General features: G+C 43.4%; 26 protein-coding genes and 1 pseudogene. 9 read left to right on the top strand and 18 right to left on the bottom strand.

What is annotated here, in order from left to right:
- Positions 1-577: 577 nt before the first annotated feature.
- The 6 genes from gyrA to BTW00_RS03720 all read left to right on the top strand — a co-directional run bounded on the left by gyrA (position 578) and on the right by BTW00_RS03720 (position 7,967).
- Positions 578-3,385, top strand: coding sequence for a DNA gyrase subunit A (gyrA, locus tag BTW00_RS03745; protein WP_075106298.1), 2,808 nt, complete (start codon positions 578-580; stop codon positions 3,383-3,385).
- Between the two features lie 141 nt (positions 3,386-3,526).
- Positions 3,527-4,597: an EamA family transporter RarD gene (gene rarD / locus BTW00_RS03740; protein WP_075106297.1), complete on the top strand. Its 1,071-nt coding sequence runs from the start codon at positions 3,527-3,529 to the stop codon at positions 4,595-4,597.
- Positions 4,598-4,835: 238 nt separating this feature from the next.
- Positions 4,836-5,723, top strand: a complete 888-nt coding sequence (gene rarD / locus BTW00_RS03735) for an EamA family transporter RarD (protein ID WP_256713992.1) — start codon at positions 4,836-4,838, stop codon at positions 5,721-5,723.
- A 29-nt stretch (positions 5,724-5,752) separates the two neighbouring features.
- Positions 5,753-6,421, top strand: coding sequence for a glutathione S-transferase (locus tag BTW00_RS03730; RefSeq protein WP_075106296.1), 669 nt, complete (start codon positions 5,753-5,755; stop codon positions 6,419-6,421).
- Between the two features lie 101 nt (positions 6,422-6,522).
- Entirely contained in the window at positions 6,523-6,795 is a 273-nt protein-coding gene (locus BTW00_RS03725; protein WP_075106295.1) for a hypothetical protein, read from the top strand.
- A 32-nt stretch (positions 6,796-6,827) separates the two neighbouring features.
- On the top strand, positions 6,828-7,967 hold the full coding sequence (locus BTW00_RS03720; protein ID WP_075106294.1) for a ribonuclease Z: 1,140 nt from the start codon (positions 6,828-6,830) through the stop codon (positions 7,965-7,967).
- A gap of 59 nt (positions 7,968-8,026) precedes the next feature.
- Here the strand turns inward: BTW00_RS03720 and BTW00_RS03715 are convergent, their stop codons facing one another.
- Positions 8,027-8,971 (bottom strand): ATP-binding protein, encoded by a 945-nt coding sequence (locus BTW00_RS03715; RefSeq protein WP_075106293.1) that lies wholly within the window; start codon positions 8,969-8,971, stop codon positions 8,027-8,029.
- Positions 8,972-9,052: 81 nt separating this feature from the next.
- Between BTW00_RS03715 and BTW00_RS03710 the strand changes: the two genes are divergently transcribed.
- Positions 9,053-10,075: a serine/threonine-protein kinase gene (locus tag BTW00_RS03710; RefSeq protein WP_256713991.1), complete on the top strand. Its 1,023-nt coding sequence runs from the start codon at positions 9,053-9,055 to the stop codon at positions 10,073-10,075.
- A gap of 631 nt (positions 10,076-10,706) precedes the next feature.
- On the opposite strand, the gene BTW00_RS03705 is transcribed toward BTW00_RS03710, so the two are convergent.
- The 15 genes and pseudogenes from BTW00_RS03705 to BTW00_RS03645 all read right to left on the bottom strand — a co-directional run bounded on the left by BTW00_RS03705 (position 10,707) and on the right by BTW00_RS03645 (position 18,244).
- Entirely contained in the window at positions 10,707-11,870 is a 1,164-nt protein-coding gene (locus tag BTW00_RS03705) for a tyrosine-type recombinase/integrase (protein ID WP_256713990.1), read from the bottom strand.
- 213 nt (positions 11,871-12,083) lie between these two features.
- Complete coding sequence (locus BTW00_RS03700) at positions 12,084-12,350, bottom strand: hypothetical protein (RefSeq protein WP_075106291.1); 267 nt, start codon at positions 12,348-12,350, stop codon at positions 12,084-12,086.
- Positions 12,351-12,352: 2 nt separating this feature from the next.
- Positions 12,353-12,550 carry a TraR/DksA C4-type zinc finger protein gene (locus tag BTW00_RS03695; RefSeq protein ID WP_075106290.1) on the bottom strand — a complete coding sequence of 66 codons (198 nt, stop codon included), beginning with the start codon at positions 12,548-12,550 and terminating at the stop codon, positions 12,353-12,355.
- On the bottom strand, positions 12,551-12,793 hold the full coding sequence (locus BTW00_RS03690) for a hypothetical protein (RefSeq protein WP_075106289.1): 243 nt from the start codon (positions 12,791-12,793) through the stop codon (positions 12,551-12,553). It lies immediately after the preceding gene.
- Positions 12,794-13,162: a hypothetical protein gene (locus tag BTW00_RS03685; RefSeq protein ID WP_075106288.1), complete on the bottom strand. Its 369-nt coding sequence runs from the start codon at positions 13,160-13,162 to the stop codon at positions 12,794-12,796. It lies immediately after the preceding gene.
- Positions 13,159-13,437 carry a hypothetical protein gene (locus BTW00_RS03680; protein ID WP_075106287.1) on the bottom strand — a complete coding sequence of 93 codons (279 nt, stop codon included), beginning with the start codon at positions 13,435-13,437 and terminating at the stop codon, positions 13,159-13,161. The genes BTW00_RS03685 and BTW00_RS03680 overlap by 4 nt, the downstream gene beginning before the upstream one ends.
- Complete coding sequence (locus BTW00_RS14045) at positions 13,438-13,614, bottom strand: hypothetical protein (protein ID WP_178379247.1); 177 nt, start codon at positions 13,612-13,614, stop codon at positions 13,438-13,440.
- Entirely contained in the window at positions 13,611-13,826 is a 216-nt protein-coding gene (locus BTW00_RS03675; protein ID WP_075106286.1) for a hypothetical protein, read from the bottom strand. The genes BTW00_RS14045 and BTW00_RS03675 overlap by 4 nt, the downstream gene beginning before the upstream one ends.
- 23 nt (positions 13,827-13,849) lie before the next feature.
- Entirely contained in the window at positions 13,850-14,125 is a 276-nt protein-coding gene (locus BTW00_RS03670) for a hypothetical protein (RefSeq protein ID WP_075106285.1), read from the bottom strand.
- A 19-nt stretch (positions 14,126-14,144) separates the two neighbouring features.
- Complete coding sequence (locus BTW00_RS03665) at positions 14,145-17,015, bottom strand: toprim domain-containing protein (protein ID WP_083603560.1); 2,871 nt, start codon at positions 17,013-17,015, stop codon at positions 14,145-14,147.
- Positions 17,016-17,029: 14 nt separating this feature from the next.
- Positions 17,030-17,113, bottom strand: a pseudogene (locus tag BTW00_RS14285) (hypothetical protein); the annotation flags it as partial.
- A gap of 12 nt (positions 17,114-17,125) precedes the next feature.
- The gene (locus BTW00_RS14040; protein ID WP_178379245.1) at positions 17,126-17,287 is read right to left on the bottom strand and encodes a hypothetical protein; all 162 of its coding nucleotides are present in this window, start codon (positions 17,285-17,287) and stop codon (positions 17,126-17,128) included.
- On the bottom strand, positions 17,280-17,558 hold the full coding sequence (locus BTW00_RS03655; protein WP_075106283.1) for a hypothetical protein: 279 nt from the start codon (positions 17,556-17,558) through the stop codon (positions 17,280-17,282). The genes BTW00_RS14040 and BTW00_RS03655 overlap by 8 nt, the downstream gene beginning before the upstream one ends.
- A 28-nt stretch (positions 17,559-17,586) precedes the next feature.
- A complete protein-coding gene (locus tag BTW00_RS03650) occupies positions 17,587-18,021 on the bottom strand; it encodes a hypothetical protein (protein ID WP_075106282.1) in 435 nt (144 codons plus the stop codon).
- Positions 18,022-18,043: 22 nt separating this feature from the next.
- The gene (locus BTW00_RS03645; protein WP_075106281.1) at positions 18,044-18,244 is read right to left on the bottom strand and encodes a hypothetical protein; all 201 of its coding nucleotides are present in this window, start codon (positions 18,242-18,244) and stop codon (positions 18,044-18,046) included.
- A 129-nt stretch (positions 18,245-18,373) separates the two neighbouring features.
- Between BTW00_RS03645 and BTW00_RS03640 the strand changes: the two genes are divergently transcribed.
- Positions 18,374-18,823 carry a helix-turn-helix transcriptional regulator gene (locus tag BTW00_RS03640; RefSeq protein WP_143506515.1) on the top strand — a complete coding sequence of 150 codons (450 nt, stop codon included), beginning with the start codon at positions 18,374-18,376 and terminating at the stop codon, positions 18,821-18,823.
- Between the two features lie 59 nt (positions 18,824-18,882).
- Here the strand turns inward: BTW00_RS03640 and BTW00_RS03635 are convergent, their stop codons facing one another.
- Both BTW00_RS03635 and BTW00_RS13910 read right to left on the bottom strand, forming a co-directional pair.
- Positions 18,883-19,704, bottom strand: a complete 822-nt coding sequence (locus BTW00_RS03635) for a hypothetical protein (protein WP_075106279.1) — start codon at positions 19,702-19,704, stop codon at positions 18,883-18,885.
- 188 nt (positions 19,705-19,892) lie between these two features.
- Positions 19,893-20,060, bottom strand: coding sequence for a DNA-binding protein (locus tag BTW00_RS13910; protein ID WP_143506512.1), 168 nt, complete (start codon positions 20,058-20,060; stop codon positions 19,893-19,895).
- 129 nt (positions 20,061-20,189) lie between these two features.
- Between BTW00_RS13910 and BTW00_RS13830 the strand changes: the two genes are divergently transcribed.
- The gene (locus tag BTW00_RS13830; RefSeq protein WP_083603559.1) at positions 20,190-20,468 is read left to right on the top strand and encodes an Arc family DNA-binding protein; all 279 of its coding nucleotides are present in this window, start codon (positions 20,190-20,192) and stop codon (positions 20,466-20,468) included.
- The last annotated feature ends 5 nt before the right edge of the window (positions 20,469-20,473 follow it).

Here is a 20,473-nt window from a genome sequence, read left to right as displayed (position 1 = left end):
CTGTTAGGTCGTTATTCGAGTTTTATAAAAGATGAGTTAGTGTAACGCTTAGGATTTTTTTGTCCAGCGTCACTAAAAAAATAGCCTCATTGACGTAATTTAAATCATCATATACTTATGAAAATAGTATGGTTATGAAACCCATTAGCTCATGTTAGAACAATTGGTAGGCTCTGTTCAGCTAAGATGGACGGAGTATCTCTTTGCTCAGCAGGTTGTAAGTTCGTCTGTAAAAATGGCAAAATCAGCCAATCAAAAAAAACCTGTCATTAGAATTATTTTAGAGTGTATGGGTAATTCAAAATATCACTGCGCATGAACCGTCTGGCTTGATTTTAATGGTGGTTAGAACCCCCTAAATCAGCAAATTTGTGCTAAAATAGCTTCTTTTATTAAACATTGTTTTTAACAAAAACCGTATCACTATTTTCCTATTGTTTTGCACGTGTAGCAGTGTTTTTTTATGGTATGTATTTTGATCATGACTGCCCATTTATGTGGCAGTATTTTTATATGATCTGTGGGTGCCATAAGCGATGTGTCAACGTTAGAAAAAAATGTGAGTAAAGGAGTGTATATGAGCGAATCGGTCAGTCCTATTGGCATCGTAGATGAACTAAAGCAGTCGTATTTGGATTATGCGATGAGCGTGATCGTCTCGCGTGCGCTGCCTGATGTGCGTGATGGGTTCAAACCTGTACACCGCCGCGTGATGTATGCCATGCACGTGCTATCAAACGACTATAATAAACCGTACAAAAAATCAGCTCGTGTGGTTGGTGATGTGATCGGTAAGTACCATCCACATGGCGATAGTGCTGTCTATGATGCCATCGTCCGTATGGCGCAGGATTTCAGCTTGCGCTATCCAATGGTGGATGGTCAAGGTAACTTTGGTTCGATCGATGATGATCCTCCGGCTGCCATGCGTTATACCGAAGTACGTATGACCAAGCTGACTCATCAGATGCTGGCAGATTTGGACAAAGATACGGTCGATTGGGAAGACAACTACGACGGCTCTGAGCGCATGCCAAGCGTAATGCCAGCGCGTATTCCTAACTTATTGGTCAATGGTGCAACGGGTATTGCTGTCGGCATGGCGACCAATATGGCACCGCACAACCTCACGGAAGTCATCAACGCTTGCTTGGCTTATGCAGAGAACCCACAAGTCTCAGCCGAAGAGTTAATGTCACACATCTCAGGCCCTGACTTTCCTACGGGCGGTATTATCTATGGTCGCGCGGGCATTTTAGATGCTTATCGTACGGGTAAAGGCCGTTTGCATATTCGTGGTCGTTATCATATCGAGCCGATGAGCAATACTGGCGTCAACCGCGATCGTGAGCGCATCGTATTTACCGAAGTCCCTTATCAGGCGAATAAAGCCAAACTAATCGAGCGTATCGCAGAGCTTGTTCGTGATAAAAAAATCGAGGGCATCAGCGAGATTCGTGATGAGTCTGATAAAGACGGTATGCGTATCGCTATTGACTTGCGTCGCGGTGAGACAGCGGAAGTTATCGTTAATAACTTGTTCTTGCAGACGCCGCTTGAGTCTAGCTTCAGTATCAATATGGTCGCGCTTGATAATGGTCAGCCAAAGCTATTGACCTTGCGTCAGCTTATCGCTGCATTTGTCCGTCATCGTCAAGAAGTCGTGACACGCCGTACGATTTATGAATTGAACAAAGCCCGCGTTCGTGGTCACCTGCTCGAAGGTCTGACAGTGGCACTGGCGAATATCGATGAGATTATTGCGACGATTAAAGCCTCTGCAAACCGTGGATTGGCGCGCGAAAGTCTATTAAATAATACGTGGGGTTCAGGCAGTGTCGTTGCGATGTTGACTGCTGCTGGTAGTCAGTCAGTACGTCCTGAGTTTATCGATGGCGAAGATCCTAAAGCGCCGTTTGGTCTGATCGAAGGCGAGGAGCGTTATCGCTTGTCACTTGAGCAGGTCAATGCGATTTTAGACATGCAATTGCATCGTTTGACGGGTCTTGAGCAAGATAAATTGACCGAAGAATACCAAGACTTACTGCGTGAAATTGCACATTTAGAGTCTATTCTGGGTGATTTTGATAAGCTTATGAGCATTATCTCTAATGAGATGATTGAGATTCGTGATAACTTTGGTGATGAGCGTCGTACCGACATCATCGACTCACGCATGGACTTCAGCCGTGAAGACCTGATTCCTGAGCAAACCGTTGTTATGACCGTCTCACGTACTGGTTATGCCAAAACTCAGCCGATTGATGATTATGTCGCGCAAAAGCGTGGTGGTAAAGGCAAGTCTGCAACCGCGATGAAAGAAGATGATGTGATTGATCATCTGGTCGTGACATCAACGCACTCTACGGTATTGTGCTTCACTGACAGTGGCCGCGTCTTTAGCTTACGTGGGTTTGAAGTGCCGATTGCCAGCCGCGGTGCTCGTGGTCGTCCGTTGGTCAATTTAATTGGTTTAAATAGCGACGAAACCGTTACGACGATATTGCCAATTCCAAAAATTGTGGAAGACACATCAGTAGTAAGTGAAGTATCAGAGCATAGCAATGATGACGATTCGGTAGAAGATAGCAATCAAGCAGAGCCACCTTTCGTATTCTTTGCCACGGCTAATGGTACAGTGAAGCGCGTAGAGCTGAAGCAGTTTGCCAATATTCGCTCAAACGGCTTGATCGCGGTTGGTCTAGAAGAGGGTGATAAATTGGTCAGTGCTCGTATTACCAACGGCAATCAAGAAGTGATGCTATTTGCTTCAAGTGGTAAAGCGATTCGTTTTGATGAGAATGATGCTCGCGCGATGGGCCGTACAGCGAAAGGCGTCCGCGGTATGCGTTTGGCTACTGATGAATTTATCAAATCATTGGTCGTTATCGAAGATGATGTACATGAAATCCTAATTGCTTGTGAAAACGGCTTTGGTAAGCGTACCCTTATCGAAGAGTTTAATACGCAAAACCGTGGCGGTGGTGGTGTAATCGCCATTAAGACCAGTGAGCGTAATGGCGCATTGGTGCGAGCGACCAAGGTTGACGCTACCGATGATATTATTTTAATCTCTGACAAAGGAACGCTAGTACGTACGCCAGTTGAGCATGTCGCGAGCTCTGGCCGTAACACCCAAGGTGTCACGCTCATTCGTCTGCCAAAAGATGAAAAGTTGGTCGCTATGGCGCGTGTTGAGCACGAAGAGGGCGATGATGAATTAGTCGATGCAATGAAAGAAGATGGGACGTTTGAGGTGGAAGGTCAGGAGCAGATAGATATCGATGCTGCAACTGACGATACCGCTTTGAGCGATGCCAACGACGCTATCGATATTGCCAACGATTATACATTGGATAATGATGCAGTAGACGATGACGAGTAATAGTCTTGGTAGTTAGCTTTTCAGTCTAGTTTCTGATCATTGTCCTAGAAAAAAGCCTCTGACGTTGTCGTCGGAGGCTTTTATTTTTTATTCACTTTCTCTTAATAATGTACATAGGATTTTACTTTTAAGGCTGTTGTTATGCTTACGACCAATCAAACTTTTCAGGGAACTGTCGCAGCAGTATCGTCGAGCTTTCTATTTTCGATGATGTTTTTGTTTGGACTGTTTATGCTGCCCTTAACGGGGACACAGGTAGCCTCATGGCGAGTGCTGATGATGTTGTTAAGTTTGGTCATCTTGCTCAGTTTGACCAAACAATGGCAGCATGTCTTTGATTATATAAAGACGCTTAAGACCTTGAAAGAATGGCTGATATTTATATTGCCTGCACCGATCTTGGGCGGCCAGATTTGGTTGTTTATGTGGGCACCCGTGAATGGATTTGGACTGGATGTCACCTTGGGCTATTTTTTATTGCCACTTGTGATGATTGTGCTTGGTCGGTTTTTTTATCGTGAGGATATGAGTGTCTTGCAGTATGCGGCAGCGATACTGGCAGCGCTCGGTATTGGCTACGACATTTTTCAATATGGTTCGGTGTCTTGGGTGACGCTATTTGTATGTTTGGGCTATCCGCCGTATTATCTATTGCGCCGCACACTTGCTGTACCGCCCATTACTGGCTTGTTGTTTGATTTGACATTGCTGACGCCAGTGGTATTGATCATGCTTTATCTCACTGGTGGTTTTAGTGTGGCGGCACAAAATATGAAGTTTTGGTACCTACTGCCATTGCTGGGTGCATTTAGTGCACTGGCAATGTCGCTGACGATGATTGCGAGTAGCAAGTTGCCGGTCTCGCTATTTGGGGCGCTGAGCTACATAGAGCCGCTACTGTTATTTGTGTTGTCCATTACCGTTCTGAGTCAAAGTCTTGATGAAGGTGGCTCGCTCTTTATGTACGGCATGATTACACTTGCCCTAGTGGTCATGATAATCGATAGTGCGATAGGCTATCTCGTTCGTCAGCGTAATGACCGCTTGCATGGCTATAGAGAGCCGCAGGTCGGCGGCTTTCCGCCGCGTCGTCATTTTATCAATCAGCGTATCGATGGTGTGCTAAAAGCGCATCGCTTTCGCAAAATCCGTCGCTATCAAAAAAAGATGGATAAGATACAGCAAAAACTCGAACAACTTGATGCAAGATAAGCACTTATATACATTAAATTTACTGGATGTAGAAATTAATGCACTAGATGCACAGTAGCATTGCTTATCTATTCCGACTTTGACATAATGCCGCCCATGATGTAGCAAGATACATTAAAAGCGTTTATCTTAGATTGCGCGACGACCTTATATGCAAAAGCCTCAGACGTTATCGTCTGAGGCTTTTGTTTTTTTTAAAATTGCAAAGGATGGGCCCCAATCTCTAAAGGCTGTTGTGATGTTGACTACTAACCAAACCTCGCAGGGTACGATCACTGCTGTGGCTGCAAATTTTTTATACTCATTGCTGTTCCTATTTGGTTTGCTATTGCAACCGTTATCAGGTACGCAAGTTGCTTCGTGGCGTGTGCTCACGATGTTTTTTAGTCTGGTGCTGCTAGTGAGTGTGCTAAAGCAGTGGCAGCATATTTTTGATTATCTAAAAACACTAAAAAACGCCAAAGAGTGGTTTTTATTTATATTACCCACTCCGATTTTGGGTGCGCAAATTTGGATATTTATGTGGGCACCAGTCAATGGCTTGGGGCTTGAGGTGACGTTGGGCTACTTCTTATACCCGATGATAATGATCGTGGTCGGTCGCTTTTTTTATAATGAAGATATGAGCTTGCTACAGTGGGCTGCGATTATATGTGCAGGTCTTGGTATTGCTTACGATATCTTTGAATATGGTGCGATCTCTTGGGCGACTTTGTTTGTATGCTTGGGTTATCCGCCGTACTACTTGCTGCGTCGTAAACTGGCCGTACCGTCTATCACAGGCTTGATCTCTGATCTTGTATTGTTGCTACCAGTCGTATTGGTTGCGTTATATATGAATGGTGGCTTTGAGGTGGCAATCACTAACCATAAGCTTTGGTATCTGTTGCCGTTACTGGGCATCATCAGTACTGCTGCGATGTCACTGACGATGGTTGCGAGTCAAAAGCTACCTGTCTCGTTGTTTGGGACTTTGTGCTACCTTGAGCCGGTATTTTTATTCATAACTTTCGTCACAGTTCTACAAAGTTGCAGTGTCAAAGGGGCAAAAATTACGCTATTATCGAGAACAGTGGTGCCATATTTAATTCAAAACGTGGCGCCATATTTAAGAGATTATGGCTGATTTAAAACAATATATCACTAGGACGGTTTATGTTAACTCTGCATCATTTAAACAATTCGCGCTCGTTTCGCATTTTATGGCTACTAGAAGAGTTGGAGCTGGATTATGAGCTGACAACCTATGAGCGTACTAAGGCGTATCTTGCACCTGAGAGCTTAAAAAAAGTGCATCCGTTGGGACACACGCCGGTGCTTGAAGTGGGTGATCGCGCTTTGGCTGAGTCCGGTTTTATCATCGAATACCTGCTTAGACACTATGATAAAGAACATCAGTTTAAGCCTACTGATGATAATGAAGCGGCGTGGGAAGATTATACTTTTTGGTTGCATTTTGCCGAAGCCACGGCGATGCCACAATTAGTTATGCGTCTGGTATTTAGTAAAGTCGTTGAACGATCGCCTATGCTGATCAAGCCGATCAGTAAAGGTATTCGCAAACAAGTTGAAGATGGCATGATCAACAATAATATTATCAACAACCTAAATCTGATGGAGCAGCAGCTCCAAGACAGTCACTGGTTTGCAGGGGAGACGTTCAGTGCCGCTGATATTCAAATGTATATCGTAGTCGCCGCCTCTAATGCGCGTGCAGGTATGGATCAATCTAAATACGCCAATCTATTGAACTGGCTCAAACGCTGTCAAGAGCGCCCCGCTTTTAAGCGTGCTGAGGCAAAGGGCGGAACACCGCAGTTTTAAAAGATACTTGTATAAACACTTAAACACCTCTCAATACTTGAGGTGATATTAGATAAAAGGTTTTGTTTATTCATAAGCAAAGCCTTTTTTAGGATAAAATAATGACAGACTTGAATACATCGCATCATGCAAAAACAAAGAAAGACACAGATGCTAAGCAGTCGCTAGATCATAACTTGCAAAATAGGCAACTGGTTGATAACCAGCAAGTATCTATCAAATCTTGGTCACAAAAACTACTGGTTGTGATTCTGTGCGCCGCTAGTTTTTATGGTGGCTGGAAATCTTATGAATCTAATATGGTCAATGAATGTACGGCCAATGGTGGACAAATGGTTGACGGTCAAAAAACCATGATATGCCAACGGTCCTAACCCGTGCCTCTAATAAATAAAAGACATGACCTATGCTGAAATTAACCTTTTTGGGCACCTCCGCAGGCGTGCCAACTAAGCAGCGTAATGTAACAGCATTGGCAATCGAGTGCTTGAATCCTCATGCGTCTGGTTCATCAAAAGGCAACCAGCCGCATAGCAACAGTCAAAATAAAAAGTCGCGCCCGTGGCTACTCATCGATTGTGGCGAAGGCACACAGCAGCAATTACTGCATACCAAGCTCTCCTTACGTCAATTGACGGCTATTTGTATTACGCACGTCCATGGCGACCACTGTTATGGCCTGCCAGGGCTGCTGGCGAGTGCCGCGATGTCAGGTCGCCGTGAGCCATTGACGCTCATTGCACCAAAAGCCATCTCGGCGCTGCTTGATGCCTTTATCTTACATACTGAATTATATCTGCCATTTACCCTCAACTTTGTGTCGATAGAGGATCTGTTGTCGCAAGAAGTTAATAAAGGTAAATTAAAAATCGACTTGGATAATCAACATCAGCTGATGATAGAGGTTTATCCGTTATCACATCGCGTACCATCTCATGGATTTGGTATCACGCAGACCATCATCCGTCGCACGCTCAATACAGGTAAACTCATAGCGGATGGTGTTCCAGCAAGCGCGCTTTGGGGCAAGCTGCAACAAGGTGAAAATGTCATCACTGAGGATGGTCAGCACTTACATTCAGCAGACTATGTTCATGATGATGTGCAGCGGACAAAAGTAGTAATAGCAGGGGACAATGACACGCCAGAGTGTTTGAGTGAAGCAGTTATGGACACGGATTTGTTGGTACATGAGGCCACTTATACGCACGAGGTCATGATGGCCATTCAAGCCCGCAACCCTGACTTTGATCCTATGCATAGTAGCGCGCACATAGTGGGCACATTCGCGCAAAAAATGAGCCTGAAAAACATCATTTTGACTCACTTTAGCGCTCGTTATCAGAGCTTTGATAATCCAGATAGCGAAACGCCAAATATGGCCTATATTCGCTTAGATGCGCAAAGTGTCTACCAAGGCAATCTATGGCTGGCAGAAGATTTTGCTCAATATAGCGTCAATGGGGCTACCGACTTGGTAGACAATCAAGCGGGTAGTCAAAAGGAGAGTCGCGTGCAGTATGTAGGCTCTGCACGCAGCAATTAGGCGTGACTGTAAAGAGATAGTTTCAAAAATATGGCTTAGCGGCTGATATGGCTTAGCGGCTATGATTTACGGTCTTCAATAGCCAATTGTGTTTTGCCACTCCAATAACGACTGAATTGATAAGCCACCCGACCTGAGCGTCCACCGCGTTCAGATGCCCAGCGCAAGGCGTCCATTCTGATTTTGTCAGGTAGATTTTCACCGTCCACATCCATTTCAATATCAGTATCAATGCGAGCTGAAATTTTCCGCTGCTCTAAGCGCAGATAATGCTGCACAATCTGTAAGTAAGTCTGCTGATCCATAGGATGAAAGGTCAAGGACAAGCCAAATCGATCTGATAATGACACGGTCTCATCAATGGTCTCGTAAGGATTGACTTCATCCGTCTGCCCATTATAAATATCAAGATTGTCCTTCATCATTTGTGGTAGCAAGCGACGGCGATTACTGGTGGCATAGACCAGTAGCTTGTCTTGCTCAGAATCAAGCGCGCCATCAAGCACGCTTTTTAGCGCCCGATAACTCTCATCTTGACCGTTAAATGCCAAATCATCACAGTAGACGATATAGCGACAAGCGCAGTCCGCTGGCAGCGCATTAATCGCGGCACGAATCTTGTCTAGCACCTGTAGATCATCACGCGCAATCTCAATAATGCGTAACCCTTCACTGTGATAGGCTTGCAGTAACGCGCGAATCAGCGAGGATTTGCCAGCACCGCGTGTTCCTGTCATCAGGACGTGATTGGCAGGATAACCTTTTAGGAACTGGCGGGTGTTTTGTACCAGCTTTGCTTTTTGCACATCAATACCTTGCAAATCATCCAAACTCAAAAATAGATTGACGGACAAAGGCTGTAGGTGACCAGTACGTCCACCGACCCAGCGATACGCAAGCTGGCTTGGGTCAATCTCAACGGTTGGTGTGACGTGCTCTTGCAGATACTGGCTAAGCAATGCTAATAAAGGGGCGGGCAGGGCGTAATTGTTAGACTGTGACATAATGACTCTGGCGGTAAAGTGGCGGTTGGGTAAAACGATAGTGCGCGATTGCTACTCTATAATATGATGAGAGATAATACTGTGAAAAATAGTGCCAGTAATTTGCCTATTACACAAGCCTTGCAAGCGCAATCTGGACAACTATTGCCAGTCATTACCCAAGTATTGTCAGAGTTACAATATACCCAAATAGTGCATCAGCGTATCAGTCAACAACTCAGAGAGGGAAGCACAGAGCAAACCCAAGAGAGCAAAACGCAAATTACCAAACAACGCAGCAAGCAAAGCTGCTATCAAGGTATAACGCGTGCACGCCATGTAGAGTATGGTAGCGTGATAATTAAATGGGAGCTACGTGCCACTTCAATTAGACTTCAAAGTGTCTCAGATTTAACTCATGAAATAAGCGTGTTGCAAGCGTTATCTACTTCTCAGAAAACCCAAGCTAGCTCTATTACGCCACCTCTATTGGCCTATCACAATGTAGAGGTCGACACATTAGGACAGAGCCAGCAGTTAACGGTATTGGTCATGCCTTATTATGAAAGCGGCAGCTTAGCTAAGCTGTTGAATCACCATGTGTCATTAACAGACAAGCGAAAACATGACTTGATTAAAGAGTCTGCTCATTTAGTCTGCAACCTACACAACGCTAGCTGGCTTCATAATGATATTAAACCCAGTAATATTTTGCTCAGTGATAATCTAACAAGTCACGCCGATAGTGATTGTATAGTGCCTGACTTACTATTGACAGATTTTGCATTAGCCCAAAGAAATGATCGACCAAACGCAATAAATTTTTCTGGCGGAACACCAGCATATTTGGCACCTGAGCGCTGGCAAGGACAAAGAGCAACGATACAAAGTGACATCTATGCCTTTGGTATCATGATGGTTGAGATATTGGTAGGGAAGCGACCATTTAATATAGACCCTCAAAGTAATCAGTCCATGACAGATTGGGCCATTCAGCACTGCCAGCAGCCTATTCCAAAATTACCGCTAGAGTATGTTCGCTATCAAAGTATTGTTGATAAAGCATTAGCAAAGCGAATAGAGAAAAGGTATCAGAGTATGGATGAGGTGATAGCAAATTTATAAAGGTTATAACTACAAACTCAAATTGCAGACACAAAAAAACCTGCTAAAAAGCAGGCTTTAATATTTGGTCTAAGATGTACTATCCGAAAATGGTGGGGCTGGAGAGACTCGAAACCTCTATGATTATTAATTTCAGGATTTTTGGGGTGCTAAGTACATGATATTGTTAGAATGTAGTGTTGAGTTAAGCAGGTATAGCTATCCCATAGTAATCCCACGTAAGATATAAGCAGATCGTAAGCGTGGCCAGTGCACCGTCTTATTTTGATGTTTTTAAATTTTTGGGGGTGGTATGCAAACTAGGTAATATAGGTAATCATATTGATTTTATTAGGTTTTTTATGTAATTTAGAGGTAATTATTAAGTAATCCAATACACAGCTAAAAGGTATTAATAAAGAAACTATAAAATGTATATAAATCATATACTTATACTATATATGTAATAATAATTACTTTTAATTACTATATTAAGGTATTTATAAATAATAATAATATCAAATACTTATGGCTGTTTTATTAAACTATTACTATGATTACCTCATATTGCTACCCCTGTGGTATTTTATTACTTGAACCTATAAATGAGGTATAAAAAAAGCCCTATATTTAGGGCTTTTTGCTGATTGTGTTACTGGCTGTTGTCTAGTGCATTGGCTAAGTTGCGGATGATATGGCGCGTGTCACTGGGAATGAACTTTGCATAGTGTTTATGGATCATGTCTGTATTTACGTGGCCCAGTTGGTTGGCTAACCATTCGGCGCTGATTATGCCCGTTGATAGCACTTGGCTTGCATAAGTATGACGACCATTGTTTAAAGCGCGATAGGGTATGTCGCATTTATCAAGGTGGCGCTTCCAGCGTTTTTCAAGTTGAGGGTATGTGTAATGGCTACCGGTGCGCGGGTTGTACCAAAGCCACGTTAGATGCTGTTCTTCATAGGTGTGATTATCTCGCTCAAGTACCTTGACAGCTTGAGGGGCTTGATCAGTTAGCAATTCGCGTTGATTGACCAAGGCATTCGCTACGATCGGTAGTAGTTCAATTTGCCGTTTGCGTCGTCGGTTTTTAGTCGCCTTATGAATGCCTTTCACAAAGCCACGTCTGATATATGCTGTTGCCTGATCAAAATCAATATCTTCTACGGCCAGTGGCATCAGCTCGTGACTGGATAGACCTGACCATAACATGACCGTCCATAAGTTCCGAAAGGTTGTGTCCGTTTCGGTATTGATGATTGATGCGATCTCTTCACGAGTGAATGGCTCGATGTCTTTGGGATCTTTTGCGTTAAGCTTGATGTACTGGCTTGGATCGTTAGGGTTCTTTTGATGACGTGCCCAGTAACTCCATATTGATCGCCATAAACCTAGTATATCGACAATCGTTTTCGGTGATAGATTGATTCTGAGCACTTTGTATACCCAATATTCGACGTCTTCAGCACTGATTTTGCTTATTTGCTTATCTTGCCAGTATGGCGTGATGTGGTTGGCCACTTTACTGGTATAGGTCGTCCAAGTCGTTGGGGAGACTGTACTTTGCTCGGCATTCTCCCAAACGGGAATATAATAGCCAAAATATGATGCTTGTCGCTTTGGTGATGATGGGAATACGGCGTCACGGTTAAATATACCCATCTGTATCTGTTGCTCAACCATATCCGCTATTTTCTGCGCGTTAGCCTTGTTTGCTGCGGTTGGTGGTGTGTTTAGTAAGGTTTCGCTATCTTTTTCACCGTTTACGTACCAAATAATGCGAATACTGGTTTTGAGTGGTTCAATACTGGCCACTTTGAATGCTCCTATGACGTCAAGTGGATGTAAATATCTCTTAAAAGCCTGATATAACTAGCTTTTACACTGTTTTGACGCTATAATAAAGGTCTGGTTTGGTAACTATTGAGCCACTTAAAAGTTCTTGGTTTGGGGCTTTTGGCTCAAATAATTTGGCAAAACAGCCCTCACGATGGTGAGGGCTGTTTTTTTTTGGCAAACGTGCCACCCTCATTTGATAAACCTGTCATCAATGATGATTGAGAACGGGTTGTCTAGATCCAGTTTCATTGTTTTTGCCTTCTTATGTGCCAGTCTGGTCAGTTCGTCTATGCCGTAGGGCTTGTTGTTATGTAAGATAACGCTACCTTCTGGCATTTTATTTACTGGGGATTTTCTACCCATGCGATCACGGTTTAGATGCTCATTGACCATGTTTTCATCAGTTGCTATGCAAACGCTGTCACGACAACGATATAAACTTAGTGGTAATGGCATGACTACCTCCGTCCCTCTATATTGTTTTGACAATCGATACAGCGGGTGACACCGCCTAAGTGCTGCCGGCGCTCAGGAATATCTTCGCCACAATCGATACACTCTGCCAGTGAGGGTTTATCAAAGCGTGCAGCCTTGGCTAAGTTGCGTTCTAACTCTTCTTGCGCCTGGTCGTTGGCGCGGTCAATAATATCGCTCATTTATTTTATTCCTATTTTGATTTCAGTTAATTTTTCGTATTTACGTTCTTGATAGACTTCGACCTTGCAGCGCATTTCAATCTTGTCTTTGTTGATGCTGTAATGCTTGCCTTGATAGAGGTCTCGCTGCTTGTGCGTTGGGTGCATTGAGCAGTCAATCATCTGACCGCTTACCGTGTCGAAAGTCAGCCAATGTAAGGGGCTTTCACGGTTATAAGAAAATAGGGCGCGGACTAGGTTCATTTACTTAGCCTCGCGCACTGGTAAAAATAGGTCTTTGAACCTAAAAATATCGGTACTACTGAATGAGTATTCTTTTGGCACGCCATCTATACGAAAAAGGACTCTTCCAGTTCTTACTTTAATATCAGTGACACGAATCGTATGCCGACTACCAATAGATTCCCATTGACTACCTTCAGTTATTTCTGCAAGCAAATCATCAAGGTTGATAAACTCGTTAAAAAACTGTTTTTGGCTCATATATTTTGTATGACCATTAAGAAATTTAATTGTTAGTCTCTCTGGATCATTCCTACAATGACCTGGACCAAGACATCTAACCTGCACATTCTTATTTTTTCTGATAAAAAATCCTGTTAACGCTTTCATCGACTTGCCTCCGTTTTAATTGCCATATCAATAACTATATTTTTTGCATTACCCATCAGCTCAAGGAATACCTCTTCTTGTTCATCATCAAGATAGCCAGCGTTGTCGATGACTTCTTTCATGGACAGAGATAATTCTTGCTCACGCTGGACTGGTGGAATGGTTCGGATAAAGGTTAAAGCCAATAGTTCAAAAGCTGCGTTGTGTTGGAGCTTCGATGCTTCTTGCTGCTGCTGATGTTCTATGGCCATTTGCATTAATTTGTTTAAGTCCATTTATTTGGTTTCCTTATGCGTAAAGTGGCCAACTGGAGCAAGGCACTCTTCATTGATAATTTCTAGTTCATAACAGTGACCGCATAAATCCGCATGAGGTGCTTCGCTTTGACCAAGCCAAAGCTCGCAGCCACATTCGTTGCAATCACCGTCACTATCTTTAAAATCGTATGTCATGTTCTTAATCCTTTTCTCATGTAATAGTGACGCCCGTCTTCTCTTAGAGTTGCTATTTCAATCAGACCTTCTTCGTAAAGCCTTTTCGCATAAAGTCTTACGGCTGTTAGGTTTAGCCAAGTCTTAGCAACGATTTGCTCAGGGCATAAAGGTTCGTTACTAGCATTGACGACACGCATGACACAAAAAAGCTCGTTGATGGCGTTGCTCATATCACTTCCTTTTTGGTCTGATATTAAAGACTGGCTTTCTCTTGGGATAAGGGGATTAGGTCCACAGGTACAGCAAACTCCCATTTATTGCCGTCTTTACAGACAAATATGCCGTTTTCATCTTCTTTAATAATGAGCGTCACTCCTGCAGGACTGTTTACATAGGTGCACCAGTTAAGAGCAGCTTCATCACTCTCATCTGATATGACACAATGCACTCCGCCACCTTCATATTTCTTAAGCATTGCTCTAGTCAGATCACTGCCTTTAATCTCGTTTTTTGAAGTTTTTAATGTCATGATGTTTATTCCTTTTTGATTAAGTGAGACTTAGGTTTTTAGGCATTTCAAACACCCAGCAACGAATGCTACGGCCCGTGATTTGAGACGCTACGGTCTTGTTTGCTGCCACAAACTTAAACTGTCTAGACTGGCGAAGCGCGTGATGCATGTCGGATTGTGGCGGTAGGTCATAGCGGTACTCATTCGCAAGTTGATAGATCTCTGGCATACTGATTGCCAATAGTTCTGGGTTCTTGCTGTGGTTGATATGCAAGCGGCGAATATGATGACCAGCACCTTCGATTGCGTTGGGCGCTGCATTCAATCGTTCGAGCACATCAAAGAACTGGATATTGAGCGGATGCTCGGTATCGAGCGTCTGATCGCGCTCGGTTGCCATGTTAAATACTTCCTGCTTTACCGCACCGTCCAAGCGTTGCAAATCTGGCAATACCAGTTTCATCGCATCAAACATGGCGAGTATCTGCGCGTGGCAATGAGCAACACGAAAAGCTTTGACACCGCTGTCTTTTAACCAGTTCTCATGCGCTATTTTGGTATCAAAAAATACCTGCAGTATTTTGTCTTCCATCTTGAGGATATCGACTAAGAAATGACTGACATCTTCGGTCTGCAGTGCCTCAATACGTCTGGCTGCTGCTTCAGAATCTCGGGTCTGGTTGTCCAATGCAAAGAATAGGTGGCAGATACGGCTTAGTACTGCCTTGGAGGCCACTACGGGCAAATTCTGACTGATGACGATAGTGCCGCGAAACGGTGGCTCGTAGACTTCGTTGCCGGCTGATTTGACGCCGCGTGTACCAATCGTGCCGCCGTCATATAGGTTTTTTAGTTCGTCCCAATTGAACTGACTATTGCGACCAGTGCCGGCACCATCACGGTCAGACTCAATAAAGACGCTAGGCATATTTGATGTTTGTGATAGTGAGCGTAGACGACCGGCCTTAGTGGTTTTATTAGGATCGATACCCTCGTAGCCGTCACGACCTATCAAGCGCCAAAAAAAGCTAAGTAGGGTTGATTTACCAGTACCAGGCTCACCAACGATTTCTAGAAAAGGAAAGGACTTTTGACGGTCACGTACTTGCTGGGCAAACAAGCTGCCCATGAAGCCGACCAGACTAATGACGCCTTGCACACCCCAGCCAGATATGATGTCTGCTAACCAGTTGGCTGGATCTTTGGGGCGGTCACCGATTCTGATGTTTGGACTGGCAGCGAGTGTCTTTAGGCTCTTATTATTTGGCAGGTCAAAATAATCATCAGCATTGAGCGGATAGCTCTGACCGTGACGAATAGCGACATCGTTAAAAATGTAAGTCTGATGGTCTTTGCTATAACCAATAAAATCGATGGTCTCTACTGTCTTGATGCCATTAATCATGCGTCCTAACATAATGTCGAGCTGCTTTGAATTGCCTTGATAAATGACGCCAGGCGCGACTGATAATAGGCGCTTTTTAAATTCACCCGCTGCAGAGAGTTGGCTACCGGTAAATGTATTTTTAGTGTCGCCTTGTGGTGTGCGAATACGAAAAAAATACCACGACTCATCGGTGACCAGGTTTTGCTGATAGTAGAGCGCTTGCGGTTGACAGTTCATAATCTGAGTGACAGTCATGCAGGACTGCATCAAGTCATCGTGCCATAGTTGATGCGCTTCTTTGAGTTCTTCTTCAGTATCAAATAAATCTTGGGTTGGTTCGCTCGACTCATTCAATACTTTAGACCTATCAAAAGTTTCAATATCGACCTTTACCCAGTACGTGCAGCTATCAAAAAACATATAAAAGCTACTGTTGTTATATTGGTTATAAGTCAGCAATGCTTTGTCTTTAGCGGTATCAGCAATAAGCAGCTCACCATAAAAGCGGTAGCGTTCAAGGTCTGACTTAGTGAGTTTTCCCGCTTTGTGTAGGTCGTTCCAATCAGACCCACCGCTATACTCACTCGACTGGGCGGCAGTGGCGTCAAATCCATGTTGTCGCGCTCTTGCCACCAGTTTGTCAGTTTGAGCCTGTCCTGCTTTATCATTATCAAGAGCAATGATAATTTTTGGGTATGGCTTACCAAGCTCATCGAGCCTGGCTTTGATTTGATTTAACGTGATATTGGGATAGTTACCCGCTGTGATATTGCTGATAGCGTGTAGACCGTTTTCAGTCAGTGCCATGGCGTCAAAGATGCCTTCAGTAATCCATAGCTCTTTTACATATGACCAGACGCCATGCTGTAGGTGCAGCTTTGGCGGTAACCAAGCATGACCTTTAAATTTAAAGCCTGTTTGCACACGGGCCTTTTTTATATTTGCAGCCGGCTCAATCAGCCGTTCCCAATACCCTAGAGTTTGCCCTTCGCTTGTGATGTTGAAACGGACACTAGGACAAGTAAAGTCAGAATAGAAGTCTTTAAATACTTCTTGGGTATAGCTGCCTTGCCATTTGACAGTATCAAAGCCACGTCCCGACTGAAGATAAGCGTCAGCCGTGGCGTTTGGGTTGCTGGGTGTTGGTGGGTTTTTCTTCGTCCAATTGGCGAATATATCTGGGTAAATGTCGCGAGTAGATGCTTGATAATTGCACTTGTTAGCGCGGCCACACTGGATCGTCCACGGCGCATCAGCACCAGTGAACAACTCTTTTTTATTACATGATGGGCAGCGGCCATAACGCAAAAACTGACGGTCGCTGGAGAATTTGAGACCATAATCTTGTACGAGGCGAGTGATTAGCTCGCTACGGGTATCATCTTGCATGGTTTGCATAATATTGCTCGTCTGGTTTGGTAGTTTGGTTAGGCATTTGCGCTGATTGGTTTGTCTTTCTGCACGTCTGGCTTGACTATCGAGCGTACATACTCTTGCTGAGTGACGAATATATGTCCGCATTCATCATTTTTGCAGCGGTGTTCTATGTCGCGTAAGTAGTCAGTAATGACGCGAGTACGCAGGATTAAACAGTTAGAATGACAAGCTGGACAGCGCATATAAGACCTCTTTTAGTGTTTGACGATGAGTTGTAACTCTTTATCTGTTTCAGCGAGTGCTTGTCTCAGTGCCCAAGCGACAAACTCATCGACGCTTACTCCATGCTCGGCAGCCTTACTTTCAAGTAAGCGCTGCTCTGCAGGGGTTGGGTGGATATAGACATCGTTAGGCATGGCTGGTGACTCCTGAGGTACTGACCGGTGCTTGTGTCATCGCCCAAAAGTGACCTAATGGCATCTCGACTGTGTTTTGTGATGGCAGTATCATAGCGATAGGTTGTTCACGAAATACCAGGTCATGGATCTTGCTCATGGCAAGCTGTCTGACCAGCGTGGCCATCTCGATACCTGACCGCTCAGAATGGGCCAGTAATATCTGATAGTCGTAGTGATCGACACTGATTTTGATCGGGTTATCGCGTAGCTTTTTGGTGTTTGGGTTCATGGTTTGGTTTCCTTCTGGGTTTGGTGGTTTAACTAATAAATCTTTTAGAACGATTTTTATTCATATCTTGTTTTAATATCCCATCAATCTGTTGAGACACTAAAATCTTATGTTCCGTATTTTTTAATTTGTTCTGAGTTTCAGTTAACATTTTTAACTGTCTCATTTCGGCTTCAGTAAGCTTCTTTGGTAGGTTGTCACTGGACTTAGCAGTGTTCTGTGTGGCTGAGGATTGATTACCAAGGAGGATAAATACGATGTCAAAACCTAAATGCCACAAGTTGATAAGCAATGACGAAGGAATATCGCGTTTTCCCTCTTCATAATTTTTATAAGTTGTTTGGTAAATATCTAACGATTCATAAACTGTAATTGCTTTTAGCCCTAAACGGTTTCTCTCAAACTTCAAGCGTTTACCAATATCAGCGAGATTTTTTTCAGGTGGTTTGGTCTTTGGATACATAGTGTTCTCTCAGAATTTTAGATTATTGATTTTGTTCAGATAGCTCTAGTTCACGACCTTTAAGATAACGTCGCAGAGCTACAAAACTCATCGAGCGTTCTTCTTTATCAGACACTTGGCCAAGCTCAGTATGGTCATCTAGCTCTAAACGTACTGATATCCCGATACGCTTATTTTTTTTAAGCTGACCTTTTTGAGTTGAGGCTAATTCGATTTGATTCATTTTGGTGGTATCCTATGTTTGTTAAGTACATCTATATGAAGCGCTTTACTTCATATGAGTAAATACTAATACAAACGAGTGAGCCAATCAAGTGATATTTACACATTTGAGTATTATATGGGGTTTATTATGGATATGACAGAACTAGGGGCTAGAATTGAAGAAGAGAAAATTAGGCTAGGTCTTAAAAGCTCTGAGGTCTGTACGGAGCTAGATATACATGCCAACACTTACCGGAATTATGAGTTGGGTAAACGGGACATGCCTATATCATTGCTCAATAGACTCTGGAACACAGGTTTTGATGTGATGTATATATTGACGGGACAGAGAATAGGTGATATCGCAACAGATGTGATAAACAACGGTGAAAGCTACGTCCCAAGCTATCATCAGCGTCTAATTCACTTACCTGACATGATAGATCTGGAGAATCCATCAGATAGGTTATTGAGTGCGATGTATCACGCAGAGGAAGCGTTGGTACAAGCCGGGGCAAATGCCAATGAAGACTACGACTATAAGACACTGGCGACATTAGGACTGGGGCTGATCGATACAGTCAAACGAGACAATTGAGTAAATGCTGGGCACAAAAAAACCAGTCACTCGGACTGGTTCCTTATGCTATTGAGCTATTAAAACGCATTGTCTGACATATCTTTTTGACTGTGTACTAAGTCCAGTAGGTCGCTGCTGGTCATGCTGATACGGGCATTCGGATCTGCGACATGCAGTGTCTCTGCCATATCGATGATGACAGCACGCAGTGATTGAATGGTGTCTCGATCAATGGTCTGCTGTTCATGTAGCTTTAATGCTTTGGTTTTCCAAGCTTTGGCATCTGTCTCCCACTTGCCAGGCTTAATTGGTGTCTCTGCAAAGGTTACTTGGGATAGTTCGAGTGCAATCTCGTCTGTCTCAGGTGTGGCAGTATTATTTTGCTTGTTTTTAATAGCTGCATTACCCAATTCGTTCTCCTCTTTTAAAACTTGATTGAGTTTTTTAAATGTTTGAGTTGTTTGAGAGATAGAGTCTACTATTTCCGAGTCGCTATTTTCTGATTTTGAATCTTTGTAAATTAAACGTATTGCATCAATTCTTTTACCATCTAACTCAGAATTAAAAGCGATTTTAGAGGGTTGTAGCAGCTTTGGTTCTTCCAAATCGTAGAGTGCATCAACAATCTCCATATGAGTGATAAGTTTGCCACAGTGTGACTGCATGAGCTGCTGTACCTGATAGATATCAAGTGTCATCATTGTTGGATGAGTAGATGTATGGTCGGTTTTGATACCATGCTGACGTTCGCTGACAAATAGCGCATTAAATAAATTGCGTATGATGCTTTCATGGTTTGCGCTAGTATCGCCTTTCATTATGTAGTCACCGCGATTGTCAGCTTTGGTGAGTGTTTTAGCTTTAGCGGTAGTTTCTTGTGCTGTGTTATACTGTGACATACTGATTAACTCCATGAGTTATTTGGTTAAAGGAATTAACTTTAGTTAGGTTGATTTCATTGTTGTTAAAGGCAGATACTTCTTGGCGGGAGCGGTCTGCCTTTTTTATGCGCTGACATAATTGCAAATGACGATATAACAGCTGCTGACTGCGTAGGTAAGTATTGATCTGCTGAGTGGTATTCGGTCTATTTAGCATTATCTTTTTCCTTTTGTGCGGCTTTGCATGCTTGGTCTAAGTGCATGGTGATTTCGGCCGATAACGTACGGTAGTTTTCGGCGGCGTGGACTTTTAGCCAGTGGTGCAGCTCAGGGTCTAGCTTGAGCTTATAATCAACGGTTTTTTTTGCTGCCATTTTGATTTCCTTTTAATCGTGGTAATATTAAACCTTATAGGTTTATAAAAGTACCTAGTAGGTACGTTTGTAACTTTATTCTTTTATACTTGTGTTGTCAACACCTAGTAGGTACGTAAGGCTAAATAAATGACTCTACAAACTGAACCCCAGTACAAATTAAGGCTTCCAGAAGAGCTAAGGGACAAAATAAAAGAATCAGCAAGAGAACATGTCCGTTCAATGAATGCAGACATTGTGGCGCGTCTTGAAGCCAGTTTTGCCACTGAAGAGTCACTGCCAAAGCCCATCAGCGTACCGTTTGATGATAGCTTTCTTATAGATGCTGGGCTGACTCGTGAGCAGTTTGGGGCGTTTGTGCGGAAAAGTATTTCCGATAGTTTGAAAGACGACAAAGGGAGTGACTAAGTATG

Origin of the sequence: Psychrobacter sp. C 20.9 (assembly GCF_001921765.1) — a bacterium.
Lineage (GTDB): Bacteria > Pseudomonadota > Gammaproteobacteria > Pseudomonadales > Moraxellaceae > Psychrobacter > Psychrobacter piscatorii_B.
This window is presented reverse-complemented; position numbering and strand designations above follow the sequence as displayed.